This window comes from Amycolatopsis sp. NPDC006125 (assembly GCF_040614195.1).
Lineage (GTDB): Bacteria > Actinomycetota > Actinomycetes > Mycobacteriales > Pseudonocardiaceae > Amycolatopsis_E > Amycolatopsis_E tucumanensis.
On sequence record NZ_JBEXTZ010000060.1, the window covers coordinates 26,105 to 52,149 of the forward strand.

Genomic DNA, 26,045 nt, shown 5'->3' on the forward strand with positions numbered 1-26,045 from the left:
CAGGGCCGCGTGCAGGGAATCTGGACCACCGACCGGATCCGTTCGGCTGAAGAGAAGCTGTTGGCCGCCACGCCCGAGGGCGCGCTGATGCACAAGGCCGCGTTCGCGGTCGCCCTGCACGCGGCCGAGATGCTGGCCGAGCACACCGGGCAGGTGTCCGGGCGGCGCGTCGCGCTGCTCGTCGGCGCGGGCAACAACGGCGGCGACGCGTTGTGGGCCGGTGCGTTCCTGCGCCGCCGTGGCGTGAGCGTCACCGCGATCCTGCTCAAGCCCGAGAAGGCGCACGCCGCCGGGCTGGCCGCGCTGCGCCGGGCGAAGGGCCGGGTGGTGTCCGCCGAGGACGGGCCGGCGGTGCTCGAAGCCGCGGACCTGGTGATCGACGGGATCGTCGGCCTGTCCGCGCACGGCGGCCTGCGCCCGGACGCGGCCGCGCTGGTCGAGCACGTTCGCGCGCCGGTGCTGGCGGTCGACCTGCCCAGCGGCGTCGAGCCGGACACTGGGGCAGTGCCGGGCGAAGCGGTCACGGCCACGCGGACGGTGACGTTCGGCGCGCGCAAACCGGTGCACGTGCTCAACCCGTCGCGCTGCGGGCGGGTCGAGCTGGTCGACATCGGGCTGGAACTGGACGATCCGGACCTGTGGCAGCTGGACGCGGCCGACGTCGGGCGCGCGTGGCCGGTGCCGGGGCCGGCGGACAACAAGTACAGCCAGGGCGTGACGGGCGTCGCGGCCGGATCGGCGACCTACCCGGGCGCGGCTGTGCTCGCGACCGGTTCGGCGGTGCTCGCGACGTCCGGCATGGTGCGCTACGCCGGGCCGGCGGCCGACGTCGTGCGGTCGCGGTGGCCGGAGGTCGTGGCGACCGGTTCGGTGACCGACGCCGGGCGGGTGCAGGCGTGGGTGGTCGGGCCGGGGATCGGGACCGGCCGCGAGGGGCGTGAGGTGCTGGGGCACGTGCTCGGCGCCGGGGTCCCGGTGTGCGCGGACGCCGACGCGACGACGCTGATGGCGCACCGCCCGGACGTCCTGGACGCTCGTGACCCGGGCACGCCGCTGGTGCTGACCCCGCACGCGGGCGAGTTCGAACGCCTGATGGGCCGCCCGCCGGGGGAGGACCGGGTGGCGTCGGTGCGGGAGGCCGCGGCGAAGTACGACGCCGTGGTGCTGCTGAAGGGCAACGTGACGATCGTCGCCGCCCCGGACGGCCGGGTGCTGGTGAACGTCGCGCGCGGCTCGTGGCTGGCGACGGCCGGTTCCGGGGACGTGCTGTCCGGGTTGATCGGCTCGCTGCTGGCGGGTGGGTTGGAGCCGTGGCTGGCTGCCGGGTGTGCGGCGTACGTGCATTCGCTGGCGGGGGATCTGGCGGCGCGGGGCGTGCCGGTCTCGGCGTCGGGGATTTTGGCCTCGATCCCGGACGCTGTGCGGACCGTGCGCGCCGCGGCGCTCTGACGCGGAGCGGGGGCTCCCGGGCGCGATCCTCGCGGCGATTCCGGAGGCCGCGCAGACCTAGATCGACCGCGTTCTGAACACGAACGATCACGGAGAGCTCCCATAGGAGAACTTACCCATCAAGTTATCGAGTTATGTGTTAACAACCGCGAGATCCTCTGGTAAATAAGTGGGCGTCCCCACCAACTACGGAGGAACCCAATGACGGGAGCGCCCCCCAGGGGCGTCGCGCGGCGGTCGGTGCTCAGGGGGGCACTGGCGGGCGGCGCGGCCCTCGCCACCGGCGGCCTGCTCGGCGCCTGCAGCGCCCGCCAGGACGCGCCGCGGATCGTCACCGACGACCGCTGGCGCCAGTTCGCAGGCGCCACCATCAACCTGATCTCGGAGAACACCGCCCCCACCGCGGCGATCGCGGCGAACCTCAAGCCGTTCACCGACCTGACCGGCATCAACGTCAACATCGTCACGCTGGAGCTGTCCGCCCTGGTCCAGAAGGTCGCGCTCGACCTGGCCGGCGGCGAATCGCAGTACCACGTGATCTACGCCGACCCCTACCAGGTGCTCGCGCCCTACTCGAAGGGCCTGGTCGACCTGCGCGAGCTCGCCGCGCAGCCCGGCCTGCCCGAGTTCACCGGCTGGGACGACTTCATCCCGACCCAGCTCGACGCGGCCGGCCGGTTCGGCGACCGGGACAAGATCTTCGCCGTCCCCTACGACTGCCCGACGATGATCTGGCAGTACCGCGCCGACCTGTTCGACAAGTACGGCGCGCGCATGGCCGACGACCTCGGCTTCGACCCGACGCCCGGCCTCGACCGCACCTGGGACGAGTACCTGCGGATCGCCCGGTGGTTCAACGACAACGCCGACGAAGTCGCCTACGGCACCGGCCACCAGGCCAAACAACACGACTCGCTGATGTGCGACTTCTCCAACGTGCTGTGGTCATACGGCGGCGACTACTTCGACAACGGCACCGAGGTCGGCCTCTACGGCACCACCGACCCCGGCCCGTGCCGCCTCGGCAGCGACCAGGCCATCGCCGCCGCCGAGTTCTACCAGCGGCTCCTGTCGATCGCCGACCCGTCGTCGAAGACCTGGGACTGGAACGGCCTCGCCCCGGCGCTCAGCTCGGGCCGGATCGCGATGTGCGTCAACTGGCACGAGTACGCGGCGGCCAACGAGAAGGCCATGCCCGGCCGCTTCGGTTACGCCCCGCTGCCGCGCGGTCCGGTCCGCTCCGCCAACCACTACGGCGGCTGCGGCATCGGCATCAACGGCAACACCCAGCCCAACGAGCGCATGGCCGCGTGGCTGTTCGTCCTCTGGGCGACCTCGACGCAGACGCAGCTGGCCAACCTCAAGAGCGAGGCAGGCGGCGGCACCCCGACCCGGCAGTCCGTCTACGACCTGCCCGAGGTCCGCGCCGCCGAGCACCGGCCCTCCGCGATGCCGAACATCCTCGCCGCGCCCGCCGTGGCGACCGCGTGGCAGCCGGAGAACATCGGTCTGCGGCCGAAGATCCCGATGTGGAACGAGTGCGACACCGCCGTCTACACGCAACTGTCCAAAATGCTCGCCGGTGACTCCTCGCCCGCCGACACCATGCGCGGCGCAGCCACGAAGATCGACCGGATCACGGCACGGGGGTGGGCGGCATGACCACGACAATCGACGCGCCAGCCGAGGCGCCGGTGCGGAACACCAAGCCACGCAAGCGGATCGGCTTCCACGGCCTCATGCTGACGCCGGGCATGATCCTGCTCGCGCTGTTGTCGGTCATCCCGCTGGTCACGATCATCGCGATGAGCTTCTCGCGCGTGCACCTGCTCGGCGGGGTCGTGTTCGACAACGTAGGCCTGACCTACTGGGCGCGGCTGTTCGGCGACCTCGACCTGTGGGTGCAGTGGCTGCGCACCATCGCCTTCTTCGTGCTGACCGTCGGCCTGGAAATGGTGCTGGGCCTGGGATTCGCGCTGTGCCTGTGGAAGCTGGTGCGCGCCCGCAACCTGCTGCTGACGCTGTTCCTGCTGCCGATGTTCGTCGCGCCGGTGATCGTCGGCCTGCTCGGCCGGTTCCTCACCGACTCCACGTTCGGCCTCTACACGTGGCTGCTAGGCCTGGTCGGCTACCACGGCGACATCCTCGGCGGCGGCACGTCGGCGTTCCTCGCGGTGGTCGCGATGGACGTCTGGGAGTGGACGCCGCTGATCACGCTGGTCGTGCTCGCCGGCCTGACCGCGGTGCCGCAGAGCATCCGCGAGGCCGCGGCGCTGGACGGCGCGAACGGCTGGCAGAGCTTCCGGCACGTCCTGCTGCCCTCGATCTCCGGGGTGCTGCTGGTTGCGCTGCTGATCCGCTCGATGGACGCGATCCGCTACTTCGACATCATCAGCGTCACCACCAACGGCGGCCCGGCGGACGCGACCAAGACAGTGCCGATCCGGTTGTACGAAACCGCTTTCCGCTTCTTCGACCTCGGCTACGCCGCGGTGATCGGGCTCGTCATGCTCGTCGTGACGATCCTCATCGCGCGGGCGTTCGTCCGGGTGCTGGACAGGAAGGGGCTGACCCGATGACGAGCGCCATCGACCGCACGCCGCTGCGCGCCCGGGTGGGCGTCCGCGCCGTGGTGATCGTCGGTCTGCTGTGGACGCTGGTGCCGCTGGTGTGGATGGTGGCGTCCTCGTTCAAGTCCGATGTGGACGTCACGGCCGCGGAGCCGGAGTTCCTGTTCCAGCCGACACTGGAGAACTACCGCAGCCTGTTCACCGGGGCCAACAACCTCGGCCCCTACATCTGGCACAGCGTGCTCGCGTCCGGGATCTCGTCGGTGCTCGCCGTCGCGATCGGCGCGCTGGCGGGCTACGGGCTCGCCGGGACCCGCATGCGGGCCAAGAAGCACGTCGCGTTCTGGATCATCTCGACCCGGATGGCGCCGATCGCCGTCGTGGTGCTGCCGCTGTTCCTGCTGTTCCGCGGCGCGAACCTGATCGACAGCATCCCCGGGCTGATCCTGGCGTACCTGACGTTCAACCTGCCGTTCGCGATCTGGCTGATGAGCGCGTTCTTCGCCGAGGTGCCGCCGTCGGTGGAGGAGTCGGCGCTGGTCGCGGGCTGCACGCGGTGGCAGGCGTTCTGGCACGTCGTGCTGCCGCTGACCAAGTCGGGCCTGGTGACCACCTTCGTGCTGTGCCTGGTGTTCTCCTGGAACGACTACGCGTTCGCGCTGGTGTTCAGCGGTCCGCACTCGCAGACCCTGCCGATCGCCGCCGACCAGCTCGTGACGCAGACGGGAATCGACTGGGGCCAGCTCACGGCCATCGGCACTATTGTGGTGTTGCCGATGATCGTGGCCGGTCTCGCCGTGCGCCGGTGGCTGGTCACCGGCCTGACGCTGGGAGCCGTGACAGGTGAGTGAAGTGCCCGCGACGATGAAGGTCGCCGTGCTGTACGGGATCCACGACATCCGCGTCGAGGAGCGTCCCGTGCCGGAGCCTGCGCCGGACGAGGTGCTGATCCGGGTCGCCTCCGTCGGCACCTGCGGTTCCGACGTGCACTACTACGAGCACGGCCGCATCGGCGACTTCGTCGTCGAGCAGCCGCTGGTCCTCGGCCACGAGCCCAGCGGGGTGGTCGTCGCCAGGGGGAAGGACGCGCGGCGGCACGAGATCGGCGCGCGGGTGGCCCTCGAACCGGGCGTGCCGTGCTCGGTGTGCGCCGAGTGCAAGGCGGGCCGCTACAACCTGTGCCCGCGCATGCGGTTCTTCGGCACCCCGCCGATCGACGGCGCGTTCTGCGAGTACGTGGTGCTGCGTGAGGACTTCGCGCACCCGGTGCCGGACGCGCTCAGCGACGACGCGGCCGGGCTGCTCGAACCGCTGTCGGTGGGTGTGTGGGCGAGCCGCAAGTCGCGCATCGCGCCGGGCAGCCGGGTGCTGATCACCGGCGCGGGGCCGATCGGGCTGGTCGCGACGCAGACCGCGCGGGCGTTCGGCGCGAGCGAGGTCGTCGTCACCGACGTCAACCCGCGGCGCCTCCAGGTGGCGGAGGAGCTGGGCGCGACTGCGACGATCGACGTGTCGCGGGAGAGCCTGGCCGACGCCGTGTTCGAGCCGGATGTGCTGCTCGAGTGCTCGGGCGTGCCCGCCGCGGCCGGGCAGGCGATCCGCACGGTCGCCCGCGCCGGCCGGGTCGTGCTGATCGGCATGGGCGGCGACGAGATCCCGCTGCCGCTGGCGCACGTGCAGAACTTCGAACTGGAGGTCACCGGCACCTTCCGGTACGCGAACACCTGGCCGACGGCGATCGCGCTGGCCGCGGGCGGCGAGGTCGACCTGGACCGCCTGGTCACCCACCGGTTCGGGCTGGACGAGGTCGAGCAGGCCCTCACCATCGCCGGGAAGGACGACTCGGTCATCAAGGCGGTGGTGCGTGCCTAGACCGTCCGACGCCGAGGTCGAGCAGCGCCGCCAGGAGGTCCTGCGGCACGTGATCGACTGCGGTGAGGTGCGCATCGATCAGCTGACCGAGCAGTTCGGGGTCAGCCTGATGACGATGCACCGCGACCTCGACGACCTCGCGGAGCGGCGGCTGCTGCGCAAGCTGCGCGGCAAGGTGGCGGCGTACCCGGCGCTGACCATGGAGACGGCGAAGCGCTTCCGGGAGAACCTCAACCTGCCGCTGAAGGAAGCGTTGTCGGCGCTGGCGTTCGAGCAGGTGACGGCCGGGCAGACGGTGTTCGTCGACGACTCGACGACGTTGTTCCCGCTGGTCCGCCGGTTCCCGGAGCTGGGGCGGCTGGTGGTGATCACCAACTCCCTGGAGGAGGCCCGCATCCTCGGCGAGGCCGAGGGCGTCGAGGTGCTGCTGCTCGGCGGCCGCTACACGGAGTTCGACTCGTGCAGCGGTCCGGACACCGTCGCCGCCCTGGGCCGGATGCGCGCCGACGTCGGGTTCGTCTCCGCGACGGCGGTCGCAGGCGGGCGGCTCTACCACCCGGTGCGCGACTACGCCGACCTGAAGACGGCCGCGCTGGCCGCGTCGAACCGGAACGTGCTCGTGGTCGACCATTCGAAGTTCGGCCGCACGGCGACCTACGACTACGGTGACGTCGGCGCCTACGACGTCGTGATCACCGACGACATGACGCCCGCCGACGAGATCGCCGCGATGCGGGCGCTCGGCGTGGAAGTGCTCGTGGCCGAAGTTCCGGAGGGATCATGACGGACAAGCTCGTGGCCGGGGTCGACTCGTCCACCCAATCGACCAAGATCGTCGTCTGCGACGCGGAGACGGGCGCGGTGGTGCGCACCGGCCGCGCCGCGCACCCGGACGCGACCGAGGTGGACCCGCGCGAGTGGTGGCGGGCGTTCACCGAGGCCAGCGACGGGTTGCTGGACGGCGTCCAGGCGCTCGGCGTCGGCGGTCAGCAGCACGGCATGGTGACGCTCGACGAGGACGGCGAGGTCGTGCGGCCGGCGTTGCTGTGGAACGACACGCGGTCCGGGCAGGCGGCCGAGGACCTGGTGCGGGAGCTTGGCGGCCCGGCGGCGTGGACGGAGGCGGTCGGCTCGGTGCCGGTCGCCAGCTTCACCGTGACGAAGCTGCGGTGGCTCGCGGAGAACGAGCCGGAGCTGGCCGACCGGGTGGCGCGCGTGGTGCTGCCGCACGACTGGCTGACCTGGCGGCTGACCGGCGGCGAGCCGGTGACCGACCGCGGCGACGCGTCCGGCACGGGCTACTTCTCGCCGGCGGAGGGCGTGTACCGGCGGGACATCCTCAAGCACGCGTTCGGCGGCCGGGACCCGGAGCTGCCGCGGGTGCTGGGCCCGGCGGAGGCGGCCGGGCGGACGCCGGACGGGGTGCTGGTGTCGGCGGGCACGGGCGACAACATGGCCGCGGCGCTGGCGCTCGGTCTCGGCGAGGGCGACGTCGTGGTGTCGCTGGGCACGAGCGGCACGGTGTTCGGCGTGTGCGAGACGGCGTCCGCGGACGCCACCGGACTGGTCGCCGGTTTCGCCGACGCGACCGGCCGGTTCCTGCCGCTGGCCTGCACGCTCAACGCGGCGCGCGTCCTGACCGCGACGGCCGCGATGCTGGGCACCGACCTGGCCGGGCTCGACCGGCTGGCGCTGGCGGCCCAGCCGGGCGCCGAGGGCCTGACGCTGCTGCCGTACCTGGACGGCGAGCGCACCCCGAACCTGCCCACGGCGGCCGGTTCGCTGCACGGCTTGCGCCGGGGCAACATGACGCCGGAAAACGTGGCGCGCGCCGCGGTCGAAGGGATGCTGTGCGGCCTGTCGGCGGGCCTCGACGCGGTGGCGGCACAGGGCCTGGCCGCCCGGCGGGTGCTGCTGATCGGCGGGGCGGCCCAGTCCGAGGCGGTGCGGGCGATCGCGCCGATCGTGTTCGGGGTGCCGGTGGTGGTGCCGGAGCCGGCGGAGCACGTCGCGCTGGGCGCCGCGCGCCAGGCGGCCTGGGCGCTGGCGGGAGGCGCGGAGCCGCCGGTGTGGGAGGCGAAGGCGCAGGTGACGCTGGAGCAGCCGCAGTCGCCCGAGGTCGGCAACGAGATCCGCGGCAGGCACCTGGCGGTGCGACAGCTGGTGCACGACGTGCCGGTGCAGGGGGCGTGAGGTAGGGAAAACGGTCCATGGCGGCGGCGGGGGAGGTCGGCACCCGACCCGATCACCCGACGCCGTGAGGCGTCCGACACCGCCCGCAGGGCGCCCGGCGGCCCGGACGTGGGAAAATGGACCCCGATGAGCCCCGATCTCCCCCGCGCCGAGGTTGTCGTCGACCTGGCTGCCCTGCGGCACAACGTCGCCCTGCTCGCGAGCAGGGCGACGGCTTCCGGCGCCGCCACGATGGCGGTCGTCAAGGCCGACGGCTACGGCCACGGCGCGGTCCCCGTCGCGCGCGCCGCGCTGCAGGCCGGCGCGACCTGGCTCGGCGCCTGCTCCCTGGGCGAGGCGCTCGCGCTGCGCGAGGCGGGCATCACCGCGCCCATCCTGGCCTGGCTCGACCTGCCGACCACCGATTTCGCGCCGGGCATCGCCGCGGACGTCGACCTCTCGGCCAGCTCCCGGGCCGAACTCGCGCGCATTGCCGAAGCCGCCCGTCGCACCGGCAAGCGTGCCCGGGTCCACCTGAAGATCGACACCGGCCTGTCCCGCAACGGCTGCCCCGCCGCGGACTGGCCCGCCCTGGTCAAGGAAGCCGCCGGGGAGCCGGACGTCGAGGTCGTCGCCATCTGGTCGCACCTCGCGTGCGCCGACGAGCCTGGCCACCCGGCGACCGACCAGCAGGCCGAGCGCTTCGCCGCGGCGTACGAGATCGCGCGCGAGGCCGGCCTGAACCCGTTGCGGCACCTGGCGAACTCGGCCGCCACGCTGAACCGGCCGGACCTGCACTTCGACCTCGTCCGCCCGGGCATCGCGATCTACGGCCTCAACCCCAACCCGCAACCCGAGGACCTGCGCCCGGTGATGACGTTCCGCTCGTCGGTCGTGCTCACCAAGCGGATCCGCGCCGGCGAGTCCGTCTCCTATGGACACACGTGGACCGCGCGGCGGGACACCACGCTCGCCCTCGTGCCCACCGGTTACGCCGACGGGGTGCCGCGCACGCTGTCCGGCCGGATGGACGTGTGGCTGCACGGCAAGCGCCGTCCGGTCGCCGGTCGCGTGTGCATGGACCAGCTGGTCGTGGACTGCGGCGACGACGAGCCGCCGCTGGGCGCGGAGGTGGTCCTGTTCGGCGACGGCGCCCGGGGCGAACCGACCGCACGCGAATGGGCCGACAAGATCGGCACCATCGACTACGAGATCGTCACCGGCATGTACCGGCCGCGGATCCGGCGGCGGTACCTGGGGGAGGACGTCTGATGGTGTCCCGCCGGATGCTCACCGTGCTCGGCGGTGCCGTCGCGCTGGTCACCGGCACCGCGGCGGCCACCATCGCGGTGACCGCGCAGCAGCAGCGCCAGCGGGACCACCTCACCGGCGAACGGCTCGGCACCCTCGACCCCGACCGCACCTCCACGGTCGCCGCGGACGACGGCACGCCGCTGTCGGTGTCCGAGATCGACCCGGCCGACGGCGGCAAACCCGAGCTGACCGTGGTGGGTGTGCACGGGTTCGCGTTGTCGCAGCTGAGCTGGCACTTCCAGCGCCGCGACCTGGCATCGCTCACCTTGCCGCGCGTGCGGCAGGTCTACTACGACCACCGCGGGCACGGCATGTCCGGCCCGGCCAACGAGAAGACCAGCACCATCGAACAACTGGCCCGCGACCTCGACGCGGTGCTGCGCGCCGTCGCGCCCGAGGGGCCGATCGTGCTCATGGGGCACTCCATGGGCGGCATGGTGGTCATGGAGCTGGCCCAGCAGAACCCGGAGTTGTTCGCCGAGCGGATCTGCGGGGTCGCGTTCATCGCCACCGCGGCGGGCGAGGTGGGCCGCAAGGGGCTGCCGCGTGGGCTGCTGTCCAAGTACAACCCGCTGACCCGCGGTGTCGGCGAGCTCGCCGGGTGGCAGCCGGGGCTGGTCGAGTTCGTGCGGGCCGCGGGCGGGCAGCTGACCCGGCAGGCCGTGCGGCTGCTCGCGTTCGGCTCCCGCGACGTCGACCCGCGCGTGGTCGACTTCATGCTCGAGATGCTGGCCGTGACGTCGGTGAAGGAGCTGGTCGGGTTCGTCGACACGCTCGGTAGCCACAACCGGTACGCGGCGCTGGCCGGTCTGAAGCACGCGCACGTGCTGGTGATCGGCGCCGACACCGACCGGTTCACGCCGTACTCGCACGCTGAACGGATCGCGGCGGAGCTGCCCGACGCCGAGCTGGTGCGGGTGCGTGGCGCCGGGCACATGGTGCAGCTCGAACAGCCCGAGGTGGTCGACAGCCACCTCATCGACCTGGTACAGCGGTGCGCGGGAGTGACGGACGAGTCCCGCCCGCGGCGGATGTGGCGGTGGTTGAACCAATGAGCATCGAGTTACCGACGGCCGACGACACGGTGGCGTTCGGCGAGTCGCTGGGCCGCACGTTGCGGGCGGGCGACGTCGTCCTGCTCGCCGGTCCGCTCGGCGCGGGCAAGACCGTGCTGACGCGCGGGATCGCGGCCGGGCTGGGCGTGTCCGGGCGGGTCAGCTCGCCGACGTTCGTGATCGCGCGGGTGCACCCGGCGGGGGAGCGCGGCGTCGCGCTGGTGCACGTCGACGCCTACCGCCTCGGCGGTGACCTGGCGCAGCTCGACGACCTGGACCTGGACACCGACCTCGAATCGGCCGCCGTGGTCGTGGAGTGGGGCGAGGGTTCCGCGGAGCGGCTGTCGTCCGACCACCTGGTGGTCCGGATCGACCGGCGGCCCGACGACGTGCGGGAACTGACCCTGGAGCCGCACGGCTCGTGGGTCGAGCGCGTACCCGAGCTGGTGGGCTGATGGGGCGCGCGGTCGTCGTCGAGGCTCCCGGCAAGCTGAGCGTAGTGCGGACCGAGCCGGAGGACCCCGGCCACGGCGAGGTCGTCGTCCGCGTCGAGTGGGCGGGGATCTGCGGGTCGGACCGCGAGGTGCTCGCCGGGACGCGGGCCGAGGGTTACGTGCGGTACCCGGTGGTGCCCGGGCACGAGTGGTCGGGCACGGTCGTCGAGCTGGGGCCGGGCACCGACCCGGAGCTGCTCGGCAAACCCGTGGTGGGCGAAGGGTTCCGCAACTGCGGCCGGTGCGCCCCGTGCCGGCGCGGCGACACGACCCTGTGCACCGCCGAGTACGACGAGACGGGCTTCACCCAGCCCGGCGCGTGGGCCGACGAGCTGCGCATTCCGGCGCGGCTGCTGCACGTGCTGCCCGACGGCGCCGACCTGCGCGCCGCGGCGCTGCTGGAACCGGCGGCGTGCATGGCGGCCGCGACGCTGCTCGCGGCGGTCGTGCCGGGCGAACGGGTGGCGGTGATCGGCGGCGGCACGCTCGGCCTGCTGGCGACGCAGCTGCTGGCGGCGAGCGGCCCGGCCGAGCTGGTCGTGGTGGACCCGCGGGCCTCCCGCGCGGTGCCCGCGTCCCGCTTCTGCGGCGCGACCGGCTTCTACAGCCCGGGCGCGGCGCCGGGCGGGTTCGACGTGGTGGTGGAGGCGGCGGGCGCGCCGGGCACGGGCGCGCAGGCGGTGCGGATGTGCCGCCGCGGCGGCCGGGTGGTGCTGACGGGCCTGGCGGGCCACGAGACGGAGCCGATCGCGCCCGCGGACCTGGTGACGGCCGCGGTGACGGTGCACACGGTGTTCGGCGCGCCGTCCCGCGCGTGGACGCACGCCGTGCGGGCCTTCGCGACCGGTCTGCTGGACCCCGGGCCGCTGATCACGCACGAGTTCCCGCTGGAGGAAGCCGAACGCGCCCTGCGGCTGCTGGAGGACCCCGCCGTCGACACCGGCAAGGTCCTGCTGCACCCCTGACCCGACTCCGCCCGGCGCGAGCCCTACCCGCGCGGGCGCGAGTTCTGAATCCGGCCAGAGCCTCGTGCCCGCAGGCACGCGGCCCGCGCTCCCGCGCGCGAGTTCCGCGTTCGGGCGCGCTCCTGCCGCCAAGCCCGGCAGCCAGTCCGGCCTCAGCGCCCCACGATCCCCCGGGCCACACCGAGCTCCACCAGGTCCTGCGGCCGCAACCGCAGCTGGTTCGCCGTCGCCGGGACCTCCTCGGGCGCGCGCTTCAGGATCGACGCCGCCGCTTCCGGGGACGTCACCGAGAAGTAGCTGTCCGGCGTCACCCACGTCCGCTCGGGGTGGGCGAACGCCAGCGCGCCCCCGGAGCCGCCCTCGCCGATCACCAGCGTCGTCACCGGCACCGACGCCCCGGCCACCGCGGCGAAGACCTCCGCGATCGCCGCGCCCGCGCCGGCCCGTTCGGCCGCCGGGTCGTTGGCCGCGCCCGGGGTGTCCACCAGGGTGAGCACCGGGATCCCCAGCCGGTCGGCCAGCCGGATCAGCCGCGCCGCCGTGCGGAAACCCGACGGCAGCGTCGCGGTCCCGCACTGCGCGGCGTAGGCGACCGTCACGCCTCCGCGCATCCCGAACCCGCACCGCACCCCGGGATCAACGCCGCCGCACCGGTCGCCGCTGATGTCCTCCCGCCACTCGAAGTAGGCGTCCAAATAGGACTCGGCTCGCGGCCGTGACGGAGCACGCGCCGCCTGCACTGCCGCCCAGCCGTCCGCCGGGAGCTCATCGCCGCCCAAAGCCGATGGCGGCGGCGCCGGCCGCCCGTCCGCGCCCGTCAGCAACGACAACCACCGGCCCAGCCGCTCGCCCAGCTCCGCCGCCGGGACGATCTGGTCCACGTGCCCGGACGCCAGCTGCGACTCCGCGGTGTACGCCGACGCGTCACCGGACGGCCGCACCCGCGACCCGGCGAACCCGACCTGCGCCCCGGGCAGGGCCAGCGCCACGTCCGAACCGGCGCCGAGCGTGGCCCAGCCGCCGCCGGTCGTCGGGTCCCGCACGACCGCGACCTGCGGCAACCCGGCGGCCCGCGTCAGCGCCGCCTGCCGGGCGATCCGCTGCAGCTGCGTCAGCGCGGCCATGCCCTCCTGCATCCGGCTGCCGCCGGTCGCGATCATCGACACGACCGGCGTCCGCAGCTCCCGCGCCCGCTCGAACGCCGCCTCGATCCGGTCGCCGGTGCGCCGCCCGAGCGAGCCGCCGAGGAACCCGAACTCCCACGCGATGACGGTCGCCTCGGTGTCGCCGAACTTGCCGACCCCGCACACCACCGATTCCCGCTCGCCGGTGCGCTCGGCGGCCCTGTCACGCGCGGAGTCGTAACCGGGCCAGCCGATCGGACCGTCCACACCGGACTCGGCGCTGGGTGGCGCGGGCAGCTCGGTGAACCCGGAGCACACCGAGCCGATCACCGCACGGGCGCTCTCACGCATCCAGCGCCCGCTTCATGACCTTGCCCATGTCGTTGCGCGGCAACGCATCCAGGAACCGGACCACCCGCGGCCGCTTGTGCGGCGACAGCAACCGGGCGACGTGGTCGACCAGCTCCTGCTCCGCGGGCGGCTCTCCGGCGGGCACGATCCACGCCACGATCCGCTCGCCGAGGTCCGGGTCCGGCTCGCCGGTCACCGCGGCCTCGGCCACGCCCGGGTGCTCCAGCAGCGCGTTCTCGATCTCGCCGGCGCCGATCTTGTAGCCGCCGCTCTTGATCAGGTCGGTGGCCTTGCGCCCGACGATCCGGTAGTAGCCGTCGGCGTCCCGGGTCGCCATGTCGCCGGTGCGGAACCAGCCGGCGTCGAAGACCTCCGCGGTCGCGTCCGGGCGGTTGAGGTACTCGGTGAACAGGTTCGGCCCGCGCACCTGGATCTCGCCGACCGTTTCGCCGTCACTGGTCTCGATGACCGCGCCCGACTCGTCGACCAGCCGCACCTCGACCCCGCGCAGCGGCACCCCGACCGTGCCGGGTTTGCGTTCGCCGTCGGCCCGGACGCTGGTGTTCATCAGCGTCTCGCTCATGCCGTAGCGCTCCACGACCTGCTGCCCGGTGGCCGCGCGGATGCGCTCGTGGTCGTGCACCGGCAGCGCGGCCGACCCGGACACCAGCAGCCGCGCCCCGCTCAGCGCCTTGGCCAGCTCGGCGTTGCCGCCCACCTCCTCCGCGATGCGGTGGTACATCGTGGGCACGCCGAACATCATCGTCGCCTCGGTCGACAGTTCCCTGGCGATGACGTCGGTGGCGAACTTCCCCGCGTGGTGCACGGTGCCGCCGCGGCGCAGCGGGCCGAGGATCCCGAGGATCAGGCCGTGCACGTGGAACAGCGGCAGCGCGTGCACGAGCACGTCGTCCGCGGTCCACTGCCAGGCGTCCTCCAGCGCGTCCAGCGTGCTGGAGATGGCGCGCCGCGGCAGCACGACGCCCTTCGGCGGGCCGGTCGTGCCCGAGGTGTAGACGATCAGCGCGGGCGCCTCGTCGCCCGGCTCCTCGGGCAGGTCACCGGGGCTGCCGATCAGCGCGACCTGCTGGCGCGGCAGGTTCGCCAGCCGCTCCGGCAGCTTCGCGCCCGGCTCGCTGAGGACGAGCGACGGCGCGCTGTCGTTCACGATGTGGTCGAGTTCGCGCTCGCCGATCTTCGGGTTGACGGGGACGGCCGGGACACCCGCGAGCAGCGCCGCGACCACGGCGACGCTCGTGTGGATGGTCGGCGTCGCCCACACCGCCACCCGCGTGGGTGACTGGGCGCGGATCTCCCTCGCGAGTGAACCGGCGATCGCCGCCAGTTCCGCGTAGTCGAGCGAGACCTCGCCGAAGCGCAGGGCCTCCTTCTCGGGCGGCTCTGCCAGGGCCGGGAACAACCGTTCGGGCACGTGAACTCCTCACAGATCAGCCGAGTCCGGGCACGATGAACACGAGCCAGACGACGGCGGGTACCACGGCGACCATGATGCCGCCGTAGACGAGCAACTGCCGGAAGAAGGCGTCCCGGTCCACCTCGCGGGCATTGGCCAGCACCAGCGCGCCGTTGGTGGAGAACGGGCTGACGTCGACGACCGTGGCCGACACCGCGAGCGCGCAGATCATGCCGACCGGGCCGACCGTGCCCAGCGCGAGGAACGGCACGGCGAGCGGGATGAGCGCGCCCATGATCCCGACCGACGACGCGAACGCCGACACGATCGCGCCGATGTAGCACAGCAGCAGCGCGGCGAGCAGCGGCGCGCCGATGCCGCCGACGCCCTCGCCCGCCCACTCGATCGTGCCCATCTCCTGCAGGACGCCGACGTAGGTCAGCACGCCGCAGATCAGCAGCACGGTGGGCCAGGTGACCTCGCCGACGGCCTTCTTGCTGGTCGCGGGCCAGATCACGCTGAGCACCACGGCCAGCGTCATCGCGGTCAGGCCGACGTCGAGGTCGAACACCAGCGTGGCGACGACCAGCACGGCCAGGCTCGCGAGCGTGGCGATGCGGGGTGCGTTCAAGCGGATGCGCTCGCGGGTTTCGACGCCGGCCGACCCGGTGCCGGCGGGCGGGCCGCCGGTGCCCGCGGCGACGAGCTCGCGGTCCCGGTCGGTGGTGCGGATGGTCTGCCGCTTGCGCAGGAGGACGAACACGATGGCCGCGATCACCAGGTTGACCACGAAGCTGGCCAGGAAGAGCGTGATCTCGCTGCCGCCGAGGCGTTCGCGCTCGACGATGCCGTTGACGATGGTGCCGTAGACGCTGATGGGCGAGAAGCCGCCGGCCTGCGCGCCGTGCACGACCATCGCGCCCATCAGCAGCGGGTGGATGCCGTACTGGGCGGCGAACCCGAGCGCGACGGGCGCGACGATGGCGACCGCGGCCGGGCTGACCGCGCCGATCGCGGTGAGCACCGCGGTGATGGCGAAGGTGACCCAGGGGATCAGCGCGACGCGGCCGCGGACCAGCCGGACGGCGGCGTCGACCAGCCAGTCCGTGGTGCCGTTGGCGCGGGCGATGGCGAACAGGAACGTGACGCCGACGAGCACGACGAACAGGTCGCCGGGGAAGCCGGCGAAGATCTCGTCGGCATCCATGTTCGCGGCCAGCGTGCCGACGCCGAACGCGGCCGCGAAGGACAGCACCCCCATGTTGATCGAGCGAGTCGTCGCTATCACGAAGACGACCGCGAGGACGAGGATCGAGATCAGCTCAGCGGACATCGGTAGAACTCCCGCCGTTGGGATTCAAGTGGCTGAGTGGCTGAACCACTTTGCGGCTCAGCCACTCAGCCTGTCAAGGGCTAGGCTTCGGAACGTGTCTGATGCGCTGAGCCCGATGGTCCGTCCGCGGCTGTACGAGCAGGTCCTGGAGCGGTTGCGGGCCTACGCGGCCGACGCCGGGCTGCGTGCGGGCGACCGGTTGCCCGCGGAGCGGGACCTGGCGCAGCGGCTCGGGGTGAGCCGGGCGTCGGTGAAGCAGGCGATCGTGGTGCTGGAGGTGCAGGGCCTGGTCGAGACCCGGCACGGCGGCGGGACGTACCTGGTGCGGGACGCGCTGGACGCCGAGCCGGTCGAGCGACTGGTGGAACGCAGGCGGCGGTTGCCGGACGTGCTCGACGCACGCGAGGCGCTGGAGACGAAGCTGGCCGAGCTGGCGGCGGTGCGCCGGACCGACGAGGACCTGGCCGCGCTGGAGTCGGCGCTGGAGTTCATGGCGGCCGAGATCAGGGATGGGGGAGCCGGGGTCGAGGGTGACCGCAGGTTCCACGCGGCGATCACCGGGGCCGCGCACAGCGCCCTGCTGGCCGAGTTCATGGGCGCGATCGCCGACCAGATCACCGAAAGCCGCAACGAGTCGCTCCGCCAGCCGGGCCGCCCGCCGCGGTCGCTGGACCAGCACATCCGCATCGCGAACGCCATCCGCGACCGCAACCCGAAGACCGCGGCCGAAGCGATGCGGGACCACCTCCGCACGGTCGCCGAGGTGCGCCTGCTGAGCTGGGACCCGGAGGACTGACCCGGAAGGCGCCCGGCCACCGCCCGGTTGCGCCCGGTGACGGCGAGCCTCCGGCTGCGCATTCTTCCCGCGCCCCACGAACCGCAAGCCGGCAACGCAACGACACCGACTACCCCGACCAGACCTCCTCCGCCCCCGATCCCCAGCCGATCTTTGGTCGTCGACCTGCTCGGCGACTGAAACACAATCAGGCATCGAGGGCGGGGGAGGTCGGCACCCAAGCGGCCCGGTAACCGCAGGTCGGCGCGCACGCCGTACCCTGGAGAGCTGTGCTGGTACTGGCTCTGGACACGTCGACGCCCGCGGTGACCGCCGGGGTCGCCGAGCTCACCACGAGCGCCACCGTGCTCGCCGAGCGGGTGACGCTCGACGCGCGTGCGCACGGTGAGCTCATCACCCCGCACGCCCTCGACGCGGCGCGCGAAGCGGGTGTCGCGCTCAAGGACCTGGCGGCGATCGTCGTCGGCGCCGGGCCGGGGCCGTTCACCGGTCTGCGCGCCGGTCTCGCCACCGCCGCCGCGCTCGGCCACGCGCTCGGCATCCCGGTCCACCCGGTCTGCAGCCTCGACGCGATCGCCCGTCAGGCCGGCCTTGGCGAGCCGTTCCACGTCGTCACCGACGCCCGCCGCCGCGAGGTGTACTGGGCGGCCTACGACGCGGACGGCCTGCGCACCGATGGCCCGCACGTCCAGGCGCCCGCCGAGCTGTCGATCAGCCTCGCCGCCGGGGACGGCGCCCGCCTTTACGCCGAGCAGCTCGGCGCCCGGGTCGTCGAGCCGTACTACCCGAGCACCGCCGGTCTGGTGGCCGCGGCCCGCGAGGCGCTGACCTCGGGAGCCGAGCCCGCCCCGCTCACGCCGCTCTACCTGCGCCGCCCGGACGCCGTCGAACCCGCCGCGCGGAAGCGGGTGACCACCGCGTGAAGCTCGCCAAGCTGCGCCGCAAGGACGTGGACCGGTGCGCCGAGATCGAGAAGGTCCTCTTCGCCGGTGACGACCCGTGGAGCGCCCGCGCGTTCCTCAGCGAGCTGGACTCCGGCGCCTACTACCTCGGCGCGTACACCCCCGAGGACGTCCTGATCGGCTACGCCGGCCTGGCGGTCGTCGGCGGCCGGGGCGAGTACGAGGCCAGCGTCCACACCATCGGCGTCGACCCGGCTCACCAGGGCAAGGGCATCGGCACCGCGCTGCTGCGCGCACTGCTCGCCCGCGCCGACGAGGTCCGCGCGCCGGTGTTCCTGGAGGTCCGCACCGACAACGACCGCGCCCAGGAGCTGTACCGGCGGCACGGTTTCGAGCAGATCGGCCTGCGCAAGCGTTACTACCACCCGTCCGGCGCCGACGCGTACACGATGATGCGCCCCGCCGTGAGCAAGCAGGAGGTGGGCTGATGTCCCGCATCATCCTCGGCATCGAAAGCTCCTGCGACGAGACCGGCGTCGGCCTCGTGCGCCTGCACGACGGCGGCGCCGTCGAGCTCCTCGCCGACGAGGTCGCGTCGAGCGTCGAGCAGCACGCGCGGTTCGGCGGAGTGGTGCCGGAGGTCGCCAGCCGCGCTCACCTGGAGGCCATGCGGCCGACGGCCGAGCGCGCGTTCGCCACGGCCGGGCTCCGGCTGTCCGATGTGGACGCCATCGCGGTGACCGCGGGCCCGGGGCTCGCGGGCGCGCTGCTGGTGGGCGTCTCGGCGGCGAAGGCCTACGCGGCGGCGCTGGACGTCCCGCTCTACGGCGTCAACCACCTGGCCGGGCACATCGCGGTGGACACCCTGCAGCACGGCCCGTTGCCGAAGCCGTGCCTGGCGATGCTGGTTTCCGGCGGTCACACGCAGCTGCTGCGGGTGGACGACATCGCCGGTGAGATCACCGAGATCGGGTCCACTGTGGACGACGCCGCCGGTGAGGCCTACGACAAGGTGGCCCGCGTGCTCGGCCTGCCGTACCCGGGCGGCCCGCCGATCGACAAGGCCGCGCGCGAGGGCGACCCCACGGCGATCGACTTCCCGCGCGGAATGACCGGCCCGCGGGACGCGAAGTTCGACTTCTCGTTCTCCGGCTTGAAGACCGCGGTGGCGCGGTGGGTGGAGAACGCCGAGCGCCGCGGCGAGGAGATCCCGGTGAACGACGTGGCGGCGTCCTTCCAGGAGGCGGTGGCCGACGTGCTGACCGCGAAGGCCGTGCGCGCGGCGACGGAGATGGGCATCGGCACGCTGGTGATCTCCGGCGGGGTCGCGGCGAACTCGCGGCTGTCCAGTCTGGCGCGCGAGCGGTGCGAGGCCGCGGGGATCGAGCTGCGCGTCCCGAGGCCGCGCCTGTGCACCGACAACGGCGCGATGATCGCCGCGCTGGGCGCGCACGTGGTGGCGGCGGAGAAGAAGCCGTCGGCGCTGGACCTCTCCGCGAACCCCGCGCTGCCGGTGGAGATCGTCTCGCTCTGAGCGACTGCCGAGCGCTTGAGCGCGAAGCTCGCGCCCGCCGTCAGGGGGCGAGCGTGACCGTGCTGTGCGTCGGCGAGCCCGGCAGTGTGCTGCGGCAAGCCGTGAGGGACCGCCCCGGCCACCGATCCGGCAGCCGGGGCGGCCCCGTCAGATGCAGTCGACCGCGTACTCAGCCACGCCTTCGCCCTCCCAGGTGACCGTGCCGGTCCCCCTCGGCGCGATCGGCACGCACGCGGGGCGCTCCCCGGTGCTCAGGGCGATCGAGCCCTCGATCGCCACCCCGCAGTCGTTGCGCAGCTCGGCCCAGCCGGGGCCGCTGTCGGTCAGCTCCGCGCAGGCGCCCAGCGCGCCCGCCTCGCCCGCCCACGCGGGCGACGCCGTCGCCAGCAGCCCGGCCGCGACCACCGCGACGCCCGCGGCCATGCGAATCCCCACAGTTCCTCCCCAGACTCACCGCACGTCACGGGCGCGTGCGTGAAACCACCACGTCGTCGAGCCTGACGAAGCCCACCCGGTGCCCGAACTGCACCTGCACGTACTTCGTCTTCCCGCGCACCACCACGTGCTGCGCCGCGTCGAAGGTCGTCGCCGAGTAGTACTCCGCAGTCAGCGTCGGGCCTGCCGCGTACTTCTGGCCCGCGGGCAGCGTGTACTGCAGCGGCACGACCTCCTGCGGCGTGAGCCCCTCCGGGTACGCCTCCGCCTCCGGGTACGCCCGCCCGTACACCGGCACCGACGACAGCCCTGGCCGCGGCGTCACCACCTGCCCCAGCACCGGCACCACGCCGGACGACCGCAGCCACCCCTTCTGCCCGAGGAACCACACCGCCGTCCAGTCGCCGCGGACCTCCGCCACCGCGTACCGCTGCCCGGTCGAGACCCGGCTGCCCACGTCCGAGATCGCCACCGTGGACGGCCCGCCCTCGGGGTGCAGGCCCACGTCCGCCAGCAACGGCGCGTCGTCGCGGGGTTCGGTGCGCAGGAACAGCGCCGACGAACCACGCGCCGGGCACGCGGCGCCCGGGGCCGACGTGTCGCAGCCCGTGTAGCCCGTCGGGTTCGTGGCGAAGTCCGGTTTGACCATCACCAGGCCCGTCGGCTGCCGCACCGGCCGCGCGTTCAGCGGCGCCCCGAGCAGGTCGAAGTAGTGCGCCCAGTCCCAGTACGGCGCCGGGTCCCAGTGCATGCCGGCGACCTTGTCCGCGGTCGTGCCGGGCACGTTGTCGTGACCGATGATGTGCTCGCGGTCCAGCGGGATCCGGTACTTCCCGGCCAGGTACTTCACCAGCTTCGCCGAGGTCCGGTACATCGCCTCGGTGTACCAGGTGCCCTGCGCCGCGAACCCCTCGTGCTCGACGCCGATCGACTTCGCGTTGAAGTACCAGTTCCCCGCGTGCCAGCCGACGTCCTTGGTCAGCACGTGCTGCGCGACGTGCCCGTCCGTCGAGCGCAGCGTGTAGTGCCACGCCAGGTACGACGGGTCCTGCACGAGCCCGATCGCCGCGTCGTAGGTGCACTCGGTGTCGTGGATGACGATGTGCGTGATCTGCTGGGAGTTGGGCCGCTCGGCCTTGTCGTAGTTGCCGTAGTTGCCGCCGCCGAGGTCCTGGTAGGGCGCCGGGATCCACTCGACGGGCAGCCCGGGCGGGGCTTCGGCCGCGCCCTCCGCGACCGTGGACAGCCCGAGCGCGCGGACCTGCTCGCGCCGCGGCGAAACCGGCGTCGCGGGCAGCGCGACGGCCTGCCCGTCGTCGGTGGTCCGGCTCGCGCCTGCGGTGATGGTCGAGAACACCTCGTCGGCGAAGAACGTCGCGGTCCCGGTGTCCGAAGCGCCGGAGTAGCGGGCGACCGCGCCGTACCAGTCGGCGGGCACGTCGGCGCGGGCGCCGAGTTCCCGTTGGTAGTGGGCCAGAACCGCCGCGCCACCGCGGATGTTCTGCACCGGGTCCGTCCGGAGCGTCGCGGCGTCCACGCCGGTGAGCCCGGCGGCGAGGTCCACGGTCTGCAGCGCGTCCGACGTGTGCGGCCGCAGCTCGCCGCGCGCCGAGTCGCCACGCGGGTCCTCGCCCTTGTCGTGGTGGCTGCCCCCGGCGGCGATCGCGCGCAGGTCGGTCAGGTGCATCGGGCCGAAACCGGCGCCGGTGCTCGGCGCGCCGCCGTGCGAGTCCCACCGGGACTTCAGGTACGAGACGCCGAGCAGCACGGGCTCCGGGACCCCGAACTCCGCCGCCGCGGCGGCGAACGCCCGCTGACGGGCGGAAGTCGTGGCGGCGGCAGCACCGGGCGCGGCCACCACGGCCACGCCGGCGGTGCCGGCGGCGATCGCGCGCAAAGCGTTGCGGCGGGTGATCGGCATGCTGCCCTCCCAGGCTGGTGTAGTCAGGAAACTACACAGTGGCAAGGGGGTTGGGAACTACCCGATCACTTGCGCGCCTCTGCCAGGTCTTTCAGGCACCGGCGACAGCCCGGCCGCGAACCGTTGCGATCGATGGCGGCGGGTATCCACCGCCGGGCGGGAAGGGCTGGGGGTGACCGCCGCCGGGCGGGAACGGGCCCTGCTGCTGCGGGTACCACCGGGCGCCGGGCTGCGACCCGTAGTGCTGGCCCGGCTGGGGTGGGTACGTCATCGGCACGCCTCTCCTGGGCCCGCTGCACCACCTCGGTGCGCCACGGGGCGTGCGACGCCTTGTGGGTGACAGCGGCTCCGGTCAGCGCACCGGTTCCGGGGCGGGGCGGTTGTCGAAGGCCTCGCGCGCCGCGAGGATCTCGCCGACGTGCTCCTCTGCCCACTCGCCCAGCACGTTGAACATGTCGCCGACCTGGGTGCCGAGGGCGGTGAGCGAGTACTCGACGCGCGGCGGCACGGTCGGGTAGACGGCCCGGTCGACCAGGCCGTCGCGCTCGAGCGCGCGCAGCGTCTGGGTGAGTGACTTCTGGGTGATGCCCTCCAGCCGGCGGCGCAACTCGTTGAAGCGCACGGGGCCGTCGCTGCGGCGCAGGAAGCTCAGCACCAGCAGCGTCCACTTGTTGGCCAGCGCGTCGAGCACCGTGCGGGCGGGGCAGGCGCGGAGGTAGGACTGGACGGTATCCACGAGGTACCTGGATATCAGGAAGGTGCCTTCTTCACAACCGATACCACCGCGCACGACGATCTCCGGTGTGAAAGCTGTTGATGTGCGGGCCCTGGGTGGCCCCGAGGTCCTGGAATTCGTCGACGCGCCGCGGCCGGTGCCCGGGCCGGGCGAGGTGCTGGTGCGGGTGCACGCGGTGGGGGTGAACGCGGCCGACTGGAAGCTGCGGCGGGGGCTGGTGGAGGGGTTCGGGATCGTGCCGCCGTTCCGGCTCGGCCTGGACTTCTCGGGCGTGGTCGAGGAGACCGGCGAGGAGGTGTTCGGGCTGGTGATGTCGCGCTGGGGCGCCTACGCCGAGTACGTGGCCGTGCCCCGCGACGCGCTGGCCCCGAAGCCGGCGGCCCTGGACCACGTCGACGCCGCCGCGCTGCCGACCGCGGTGCTGACCGCCTCCCAGGCGCTCGCCGATGTCCGTGCTGGTCAGCGCGTCCTGATCCACGCCGCGGCCGGCGGGGTCGGGCACGTGGCGGTGCAGGTGGCGAAGGCCAGGGGCGCGCACGTGATCGGCACCGCCCGGGCGGTCAACCACGAGTTCCTGCGGGCACTCGGCGCGGACGAGCTGATCGACCACACCGCGGTCGACTTCACCACGGCCGTGTCCGATGTGGACGTGGTGTTCGACCTGGTCGGCGGCGAGTACGGCTCGCGCTCGCTGCGGGTGCTGAACCCCGGCGGCGTGCTGATCGACGCCCAGGGCGACGACGGGGCGGACGACCCGCGCTACCGGCGGTTCCACGTGCAGCCGTCGGCCGCGGAGCTGGCGCGGGCCGCGGACGTGCGGGTCCACGTCTCGCAGGTCCTGCCGCTGGCGGACGCCGCGAAGGCGCACGAGCTGAGCGAGAGCGGGCGGGTGCGCGGGAAGATCGTGCTGGTTCCGTAGAACGGCCCCGGGACCGCGCCATCGGGGTCCCGGGGCCGTTCAGGTCAAGGCCGGTGCTAGCAGCCTCCGCAGCAACCGCATCCGGGGCCACTGCACGAGCTGCAACAGCTGCAACCACCCATGGGAACACCATTCCTTCCAGTCGTGTCCGGGCCGTTTCCCAAGGTAGGCAGCGGGGCCGGAAGTCAACACCGCTCAACGAGTGAGATGGCGATATCGCTACGTGACGACGTGTGCCGCGCCCGACGGCTGCCGCTGCGACGGGGCCGGCAAAGTGCCCGGTCAAGCACCTTGACAAGGGGTGGCAGCCACACCGGGGGACCCTCCTTGCGCGGCTAGCACTCCCGTGGCTAGAGTGCTAATCGAAGGCACCGCACACGCCCCGGCACCCGCGACGGCGGGGGTGGTAGGCGCCGAAACCAAGTAAGTACCTGCCAACGCTTTCGACGACCCGTGGAGGTCAACCCGGTGAGCGTGAACATCAAACCGCTCGAGGACAAGATCGTTGTCCAGACGAGCGAGGCCGAGGAGACGACCGCGTCCGGCCTCGTCATCCCCGACACCGCCAAGGAGAAGCCCCAGGAGGGCAAGGTTCTGGCCGTTGGCCCGGGCCGCGTCGACGACAAGGGGAACCGCATCCCCGTCGACGTCAACGTCGGCGACGTCGTCATCTACTCCAAGTACGGCGGCACCGAGGTCAAGTACAACGGTGAGGACTACCTGATCCTGTCCGCTCGCGACGTGCTGGCTGTCGTCAACTGACACAGGCGCTGCGGTGAACGCCCCGGGCCCCGCTGGAAAGCCGGGGACGGGGCGTTCTGCTGTCTGAGAGGACTTCCATGCCCAAGCAGATCAACTTCGACGAGGACGCTCGTCGAGCCCTCGAGCGCGGCGTCAACAAGCTCGCCGACGCGGTCAAGGTCACCCTCGGCCCGCGCGGTCGCCACGTCGTGCTGGACAAGAAGTTCGGCGGCCCCACGATCACCCTCGACGGCGTCACCGTCGCGCGGGAGATCGAGCTGGAGGACCCGTTCGAGAACCTGGGTGCCCAGCTGGCCAAGAACGTGGCCACCAAGACCAACGACGTCGCCGGCGACGGCACCACCACGGCCACCGTGCTGGCGCAGTCTCTGGTGAAGGTCGGCCTCCGCAACGTGGCCGCCGGCGCCAACCCGGCCGGCCTCGGCAAGGGCATCGAGGCGGCCGCGGAGAAGGTCATCGAGGTGCTCAAGTCCAAGGCCACCCCGGTCAAGGGCCGCGACAACATCGCCCAGGTCGGCACGGTCACCTCGCGTGACGCCACCATCGGCGCCCTGCTCGGCGAGGCCGTGGAGCGGGTCGGCGAGGACGGTGTGATCACCGTGGAGGAGTCCTCCACGCTGGCCACCGAACTCGAGATCACCGAGGGTGTGCAGTTCGACAAGGGCTACCTGTCGGCGCACTTCGCGACCGACCCGGAGGAGCAGCGGGCGATCCTCGAGAACGCCTACGTGCTGCTGCACCGCGAGAAGATTTCGGCGCTCGCCGACCTGCTGCCGATCCTGGAGAAGGTCGCCGAGTCGAAGAAGCCGCTGCTGATCATCGCCGAGGACGTCGAGGGCGAGGCGCTGTCCACCCTGGTGGTCAACGCCCTGCGCAAGACCCTCGTCGCGGTCGCGGTGAAGGCCCCGTTCTTCGGTGACCGCCGCAAGGCGTTCCTGGACGACCTGGCCGTCGTCACCGGCGCGCAGGTCATCTCCTCGGAGGTCGGCCTGAAGCTGTCCGAGATCGGCCTCGACTCGCTGGGCACCGCCCGGCGCATCGAGATCACCAAGGACAACACGACGATCGTCGACGGTGCCGGCACCAAGGCCGACATCGAGGCCCGCATCGCGCAGATCCGCAAGGAGATCGAGACCACCGACTCCGACTGGGACCGCGAGAAGCTGCAGGAGCGGCTGGCGAAGCTCGGCGGTGGTGTCGCGGTGATCAAGGTCGGCGCGGCCACCGAGACCGAGCTGAACGAGCGCAAGCACCGCATCGAGGACGCCGTGGCTTCGACCAAGGCGGCCGTCGAGGAGGGCATCGTGCCCGGCGGTGGTTCGGCGATCGTGCACGCGGTCAAGGAGCTCGAGGGCGACCTCGGTCTGACCGGCGACGAGGCCACGGGTGTCCGCATCGTGCGGGACGCCCTGACCGCGCCGCTGAACTGGATCGCCGCGAACGCTGGCTACGAGGGCCCGGTCATCGTGTCCAAGGTGCAGGAGCAGGGCTGGGGCTACGGCTTCAACGCCGCCACCGGCGAGATCACCGACCTGCTGCAGGCCGGCATCGTCGACCCGGTGAAGGTGACCCGCTCCGCGGTCGCGAACGCGGCCTCCATCGCCCGTCTCGTCCTGACCACGGAGAGCACCGTGGTGGACAAGCCGGTCGAGGAGCCCGAGAACACCGGCCACGGCCACGGCCACGCGCACTAGCCAACGACAAGCACCAAGAGGGCCCCCGCCAAAAGCGGGGGCCCTTCTTTTCTTTTCCAGCTCCACAACCACAACCCGCCACCCGGCAACGCCACGCACCGACCCCTCCGAGCCACCCCTCTCCCGCAACCCGATCCCCAGCCAAATCGGTTGCCGAGCCACCGGGTCAAGGCACGCTTTCCCGCCTTGACGCGGTGTCTCGGCAACCGAACACTGAAAGATCGGGTTCGGGA

At 72.7% G+C, this 26,045-nt stretch carries 24 protein-coding genes; 18 read left to right on the plus strand and 6 right to left on the minus strand.

The genetic code is table 11. The annotated features are described in order from the left end of the window. Positions 1-9: 9 nt before the first annotated feature. The 11 genes from ABZ193_RS27190 (at position 10) to ABZ193_RS27240 (ending at position 11,891) form a co-directional block, all read left to right on the plus strand. Entirely contained in the window at positions 10-1,449 is a 1,440-nt protein-coding gene (locus ABZ193_RS27190; protein ID WP_354711967.1) for an NAD(P)H-hydrate dehydratase, read from the plus strand. Positions 1,450-1,650: 201 nt separating this feature from the next. Next, positions 1,651-3,111 (plus strand): extracellular solute-binding protein, encoded by a 1,461-nt coding sequence (locus tag ABZ193_RS27195; protein WP_237339599.1) that lies wholly within the window; start codon positions 1,651-1,653, stop codon positions 3,109-3,111. Then, entirely contained in the window at positions 3,108-4,028 is a 921-nt protein-coding gene (locus tag ABZ193_RS27200) for a sugar ABC transporter permease (protein ID WP_354711968.1), read from the plus strand. Before ABZ193_RS27195 ends, ABZ193_RS27200 begins: the two co-directional genes overlap by 4 nt. Further along, positions 4,025-4,870 (plus strand): carbohydrate ABC transporter permease, encoded by an 846-nt coding sequence (locus ABZ193_RS27205; protein ID WP_020420012.1) that lies wholly within the window; start codon positions 4,025-4,027, stop codon positions 4,868-4,870. Before ABZ193_RS27200 ends, ABZ193_RS27205 begins: the two co-directional genes overlap by 4 nt. A 1-nt stretch (position 4,871) precedes the next feature. Next, positions 4,872-5,891 (plus strand): NAD(P)-dependent alcohol dehydrogenase, encoded by a 1,020-nt coding sequence (locus tag ABZ193_RS27210; RefSeq protein WP_354711977.1) that lies wholly within the window; start codon positions 4,872-4,874, stop codon positions 5,889-5,891. Further along, positions 5,884-6,675: a DeoR/GlpR family DNA-binding transcription regulator gene (locus tag ABZ193_RS27215; protein ID WP_020420014.1), complete on the plus strand. Its 792-nt coding sequence runs from the start codon at positions 5,884-5,886 to the stop codon at positions 6,673-6,675. The genes ABZ193_RS27210 and ABZ193_RS27215 overlap by 8 nt, the downstream gene beginning before the upstream one ends. Then, on the plus strand, positions 6,672-8,084 hold the full coding sequence (gene xylB / locus ABZ193_RS27220) for a xylulokinase (RefSeq protein WP_020420015.1): 1,413 nt from the start codon (positions 6,672-6,674) through the stop codon (positions 8,082-8,084). The genes ABZ193_RS27215 and xylB overlap by 4 nt, the downstream gene beginning before the upstream one ends. Positions 8,085-8,210: 126 nt before the next feature. Continuing rightward, a complete protein-coding gene (gene alr, locus ABZ193_RS27225) occupies positions 8,211-9,335 on the plus strand; it encodes an alanine racemase (protein WP_354711970.1) in 1,125 nt (374 codons plus the stop codon). Next, entirely contained in the window at positions 9,335-10,432 is a 1,098-nt protein-coding gene (locus ABZ193_RS27230; protein ID WP_354711971.1) for an alpha/beta hydrolase, read from the plus strand. Before alr ends, ABZ193_RS27230 begins: the two co-directional genes overlap by 1 nt. Next, positions 10,429-10,887, plus strand: coding sequence for a tRNA (adenosine(37)-N6)-threonylcarbamoyltransferase complex ATPase subunit type 1 TsaE (tsaE, locus tag ABZ193_RS27235; RefSeq protein WP_020420018.1), 459 nt, complete (start codon positions 10,429-10,431; stop codon positions 10,885-10,887). Before ABZ193_RS27230 ends, tsaE begins: the two co-directional genes overlap by 4 nt. Continuing rightward, positions 10,887-11,891, plus strand: coding sequence for an alcohol dehydrogenase catalytic domain-containing protein (locus ABZ193_RS27240; protein WP_354711972.1), 1,005 nt, complete (start codon positions 10,887-10,889; stop codon positions 11,889-11,891). The genes tsaE and ABZ193_RS27240 overlap by 1 nt, the downstream gene beginning before the upstream one ends. A gap of 152 nt (positions 11,892-12,043) precedes the next feature. Here ABZ193_RS27240 and ABZ193_RS27245 read toward each other — a convergent pair whose 3' ends face one another. The 3 genes from ABZ193_RS27245 to ABZ193_RS27255 are packed head-to-tail and all read right to left on the minus strand — an operon-like array spanning position 12,044 to position 16,113. Next, positions 12,044-13,366, minus strand: a complete 1,323-nt coding sequence (locus ABZ193_RS27245; RefSeq protein WP_354711973.1) for a carboxyl transferase domain-containing protein — start codon at positions 13,364-13,366, stop codon at positions 12,044-12,046. Next, a complete protein-coding gene (locus ABZ193_RS27250; protein ID WP_020420021.1) occupies positions 13,359-14,798 on the minus strand; it encodes an acyl-CoA synthetase in 1,440 nt (479 codons plus the stop codon). Before ABZ193_RS27250 ends, ABZ193_RS27245 begins: the two co-directional genes overlap by 8 nt. Before the next feature lie 16 nt (positions 14,799-14,814). Further along, positions 14,815-16,113 (minus strand): SLC13 family permease, encoded by a 1,299-nt coding sequence (locus ABZ193_RS27255; RefSeq protein ID WP_020420022.1) that lies wholly within the window; start codon positions 16,111-16,113, stop codon positions 14,815-14,817. 94 nt (positions 16,114-16,207) lie between these two features. On the opposite strand from ABZ193_RS27255, the gene ABZ193_RS27260 reads away from it, so the two are divergent. From ABZ193_RS27260 to tsaD, 4 genes are all read left to right on the plus strand, one after another. Continuing rightward, positions 16,208-16,909, plus strand: coding sequence for a FadR/GntR family transcriptional regulator (locus tag ABZ193_RS27260; RefSeq protein ID WP_237339606.1), 702 nt, complete (start codon positions 16,208-16,210; stop codon positions 16,907-16,909). Between the two features lie 269 nt (positions 16,910-17,178). Then, positions 17,179-17,832, plus strand: a complete 654-nt coding sequence (gene tsaB, locus ABZ193_RS27265; protein ID WP_237339607.1) for a tRNA (adenosine(37)-N6)-threonylcarbamoyltransferase complex dimerization subunit type 1 TsaB — start codon at positions 17,179-17,181, stop codon at positions 17,830-17,832. After that, positions 17,829-18,299 carry a ribosomal protein S18-alanine N-acetyltransferase gene (gene rimI, locus ABZ193_RS27270; RefSeq protein WP_020420025.1) on the plus strand — a complete coding sequence of 157 codons (471 nt, stop codon included), beginning with the start codon at positions 17,829-17,831 and terminating at the stop codon, positions 18,297-18,299. The genes tsaB and rimI overlap by 4 nt, the downstream gene beginning before the upstream one ends. Continuing rightward, positions 18,299-19,345, plus strand: a complete 1,047-nt coding sequence (gene tsaD / locus ABZ193_RS27275; RefSeq protein WP_237339608.1) for a tRNA (adenosine(37)-N6)-threonylcarbamoyltransferase complex transferase subunit TsaD — start codon at positions 18,299-18,301, stop codon at positions 19,343-19,345. The genes rimI and tsaD overlap by 1 nt, the downstream gene beginning before the upstream one ends. A gap of 147 nt (positions 19,346-19,492) precedes the next feature. Here the strand turns inward: tsaD and ABZ193_RS27280 are convergent, their stop codons facing one another. From ABZ193_RS27280 to ABZ193_RS27290, 3 genes are all read right to left on the minus strand, one after another. Further along, positions 19,493-19,780, minus strand: a complete 288-nt coding sequence (locus tag ABZ193_RS27280; RefSeq protein WP_354711974.1) for a hypothetical protein — start codon at positions 19,778-19,780, stop codon at positions 19,493-19,495. A 25-nt stretch (positions 19,781-19,805) separates the two neighbouring features. Continuing rightward, on the minus strand, positions 19,806-21,701 hold the full coding sequence (locus tag ABZ193_RS27285; RefSeq protein WP_354711975.1) for an N-acetylmuramoyl-L-alanine amidase: 1,896 nt from the start codon (positions 21,699-21,701) through the stop codon (positions 19,806-19,808). 352 nt (positions 21,702-22,053) lie between these two features. Next, positions 22,054-22,437: a helix-turn-helix domain-containing protein gene (locus ABZ193_RS27290; protein WP_020420029.1), complete on the minus strand. Its 384-nt coding sequence runs from the start codon at positions 22,435-22,437 to the stop codon at positions 22,054-22,056. A 67-nt stretch (positions 22,438-22,504) separates the two neighbouring features. Here ABZ193_RS27290 and ABZ193_RS27295 point away from each other — a divergent pair, with 67 nt between their 5' ends. The 3 genes from ABZ193_RS27295 (at position 22,505) to groL (ending at position 25,812) form a co-directional block, all read left to right on the plus strand. Continuing rightward, positions 22,505-23,356, plus strand: a complete 852-nt coding sequence (locus ABZ193_RS27295; RefSeq protein WP_027936167.1) for an NADP-dependent oxidoreductase — start codon at positions 22,505-22,507, stop codon at positions 23,354-23,356. A gap of 468 nt (positions 23,357-23,824) precedes the next feature. After that, positions 23,825-24,118 carry a co-chaperone GroES gene (gene groES / locus ABZ193_RS27300; RefSeq protein WP_026153773.1) on the plus strand — a complete coding sequence of 98 codons (294 nt, stop codon included), beginning with the start codon at positions 23,825-23,827 and terminating at the stop codon, positions 24,116-24,118. A 77-nt stretch (positions 24,119-24,195) separates the two neighbouring features. Next, entirely contained in the window at positions 24,196-25,812 is a 1,617-nt protein-coding gene (gene groL / locus ABZ193_RS27305) for a chaperonin GroEL (RefSeq protein ID WP_017986679.1), read from the plus strand. The last annotated feature ends 233 nt before the right edge of the window (positions 25,813-26,045 follow it).

Coding starts and splice junctions, on each gene's coding strand:
- ABZ193_RS27200 (WP_354711968.1), top strand. CDS start 3,108: ATGACCACGACAATCGACGCGCCAGCCGAGGCGCCGGTGCGGAACACC.
- alr (WP_354711970.1), top strand. CDS start 8,211: ATGAGCCCCGATCTCCCCCGCGCCGAGGTTGTCGTCGACCTGGCTGCC.
- ABZ193_RS27245 (WP_354711973.1), bottom strand. CDS start 13,366: ATGCGTGAGAGCGCCCGTGCGGTGATCGGCTCGGTGTGCTCCGGGTTC.
- ABZ193_RS27255 (WP_020420022.1), bottom strand. CDS start 16,113: ATGTCCGCTGAGCTGATCTCGATCCTCGTCCTCGCGGTCGTCTTCGTG.
- ABZ193_RS27195 (WP_237339599.1), top strand. CDS start 1,651: ATGACGGGAGCGCCCCCCAGGGGCGTCGCGCGGCGGTCGGTGCTCAGG.
- xylB (WP_020420015.1), top strand. CDS start 6,672: ATGACGGACAAGCTCGTGGCCGGGGTCGACTCGTCCACCCAATCGACC.
- tsaE (WP_020420018.1), top strand. CDS start 10,429: ATGAGCATCGAGTTACCGACGGCCGACGACACGGTGGCGTTCGGCGAG.
- tsaD (WP_237339608.1), top strand. CDS start 18,299: ATGTCCCGCATCATCCTCGGCATCGAAAGCTCCTGCGACGAGACCGGC.
- ABZ193_RS27205 (WP_020420012.1), top strand. CDS start 4,025: ATGACGAGCGCCATCGACCGCACGCCGCTGCGCGCCCGGGTGGGCGTC.
- groL (WP_017986679.1), top strand. CDS start 24,196: ATGCCCAAGCAGATCAACTTCGACGAGGACGCTCGTCGAGCCCTCGAG.
- ABZ193_RS27230 (WP_354711971.1), top strand. CDS start 9,335: ATGGTGTCCCGCCGGATGCTCACCGTGCTCGGCGGTGCCGTCGCGCTG.
- ABZ193_RS27285 (WP_354711975.1), bottom strand. CDS start 21,701: ATGCCGATCACCCGCCGCAACGCTTTGCGCGCGATCGCCGCCGGCACC.
- ABZ193_RS27240 (WP_354711972.1), top strand. CDS start 10,887: ATGGGGCGCGCGGTCGTCGTCGAGGCTCCCGGCAAGCTGAGCGTAGTG.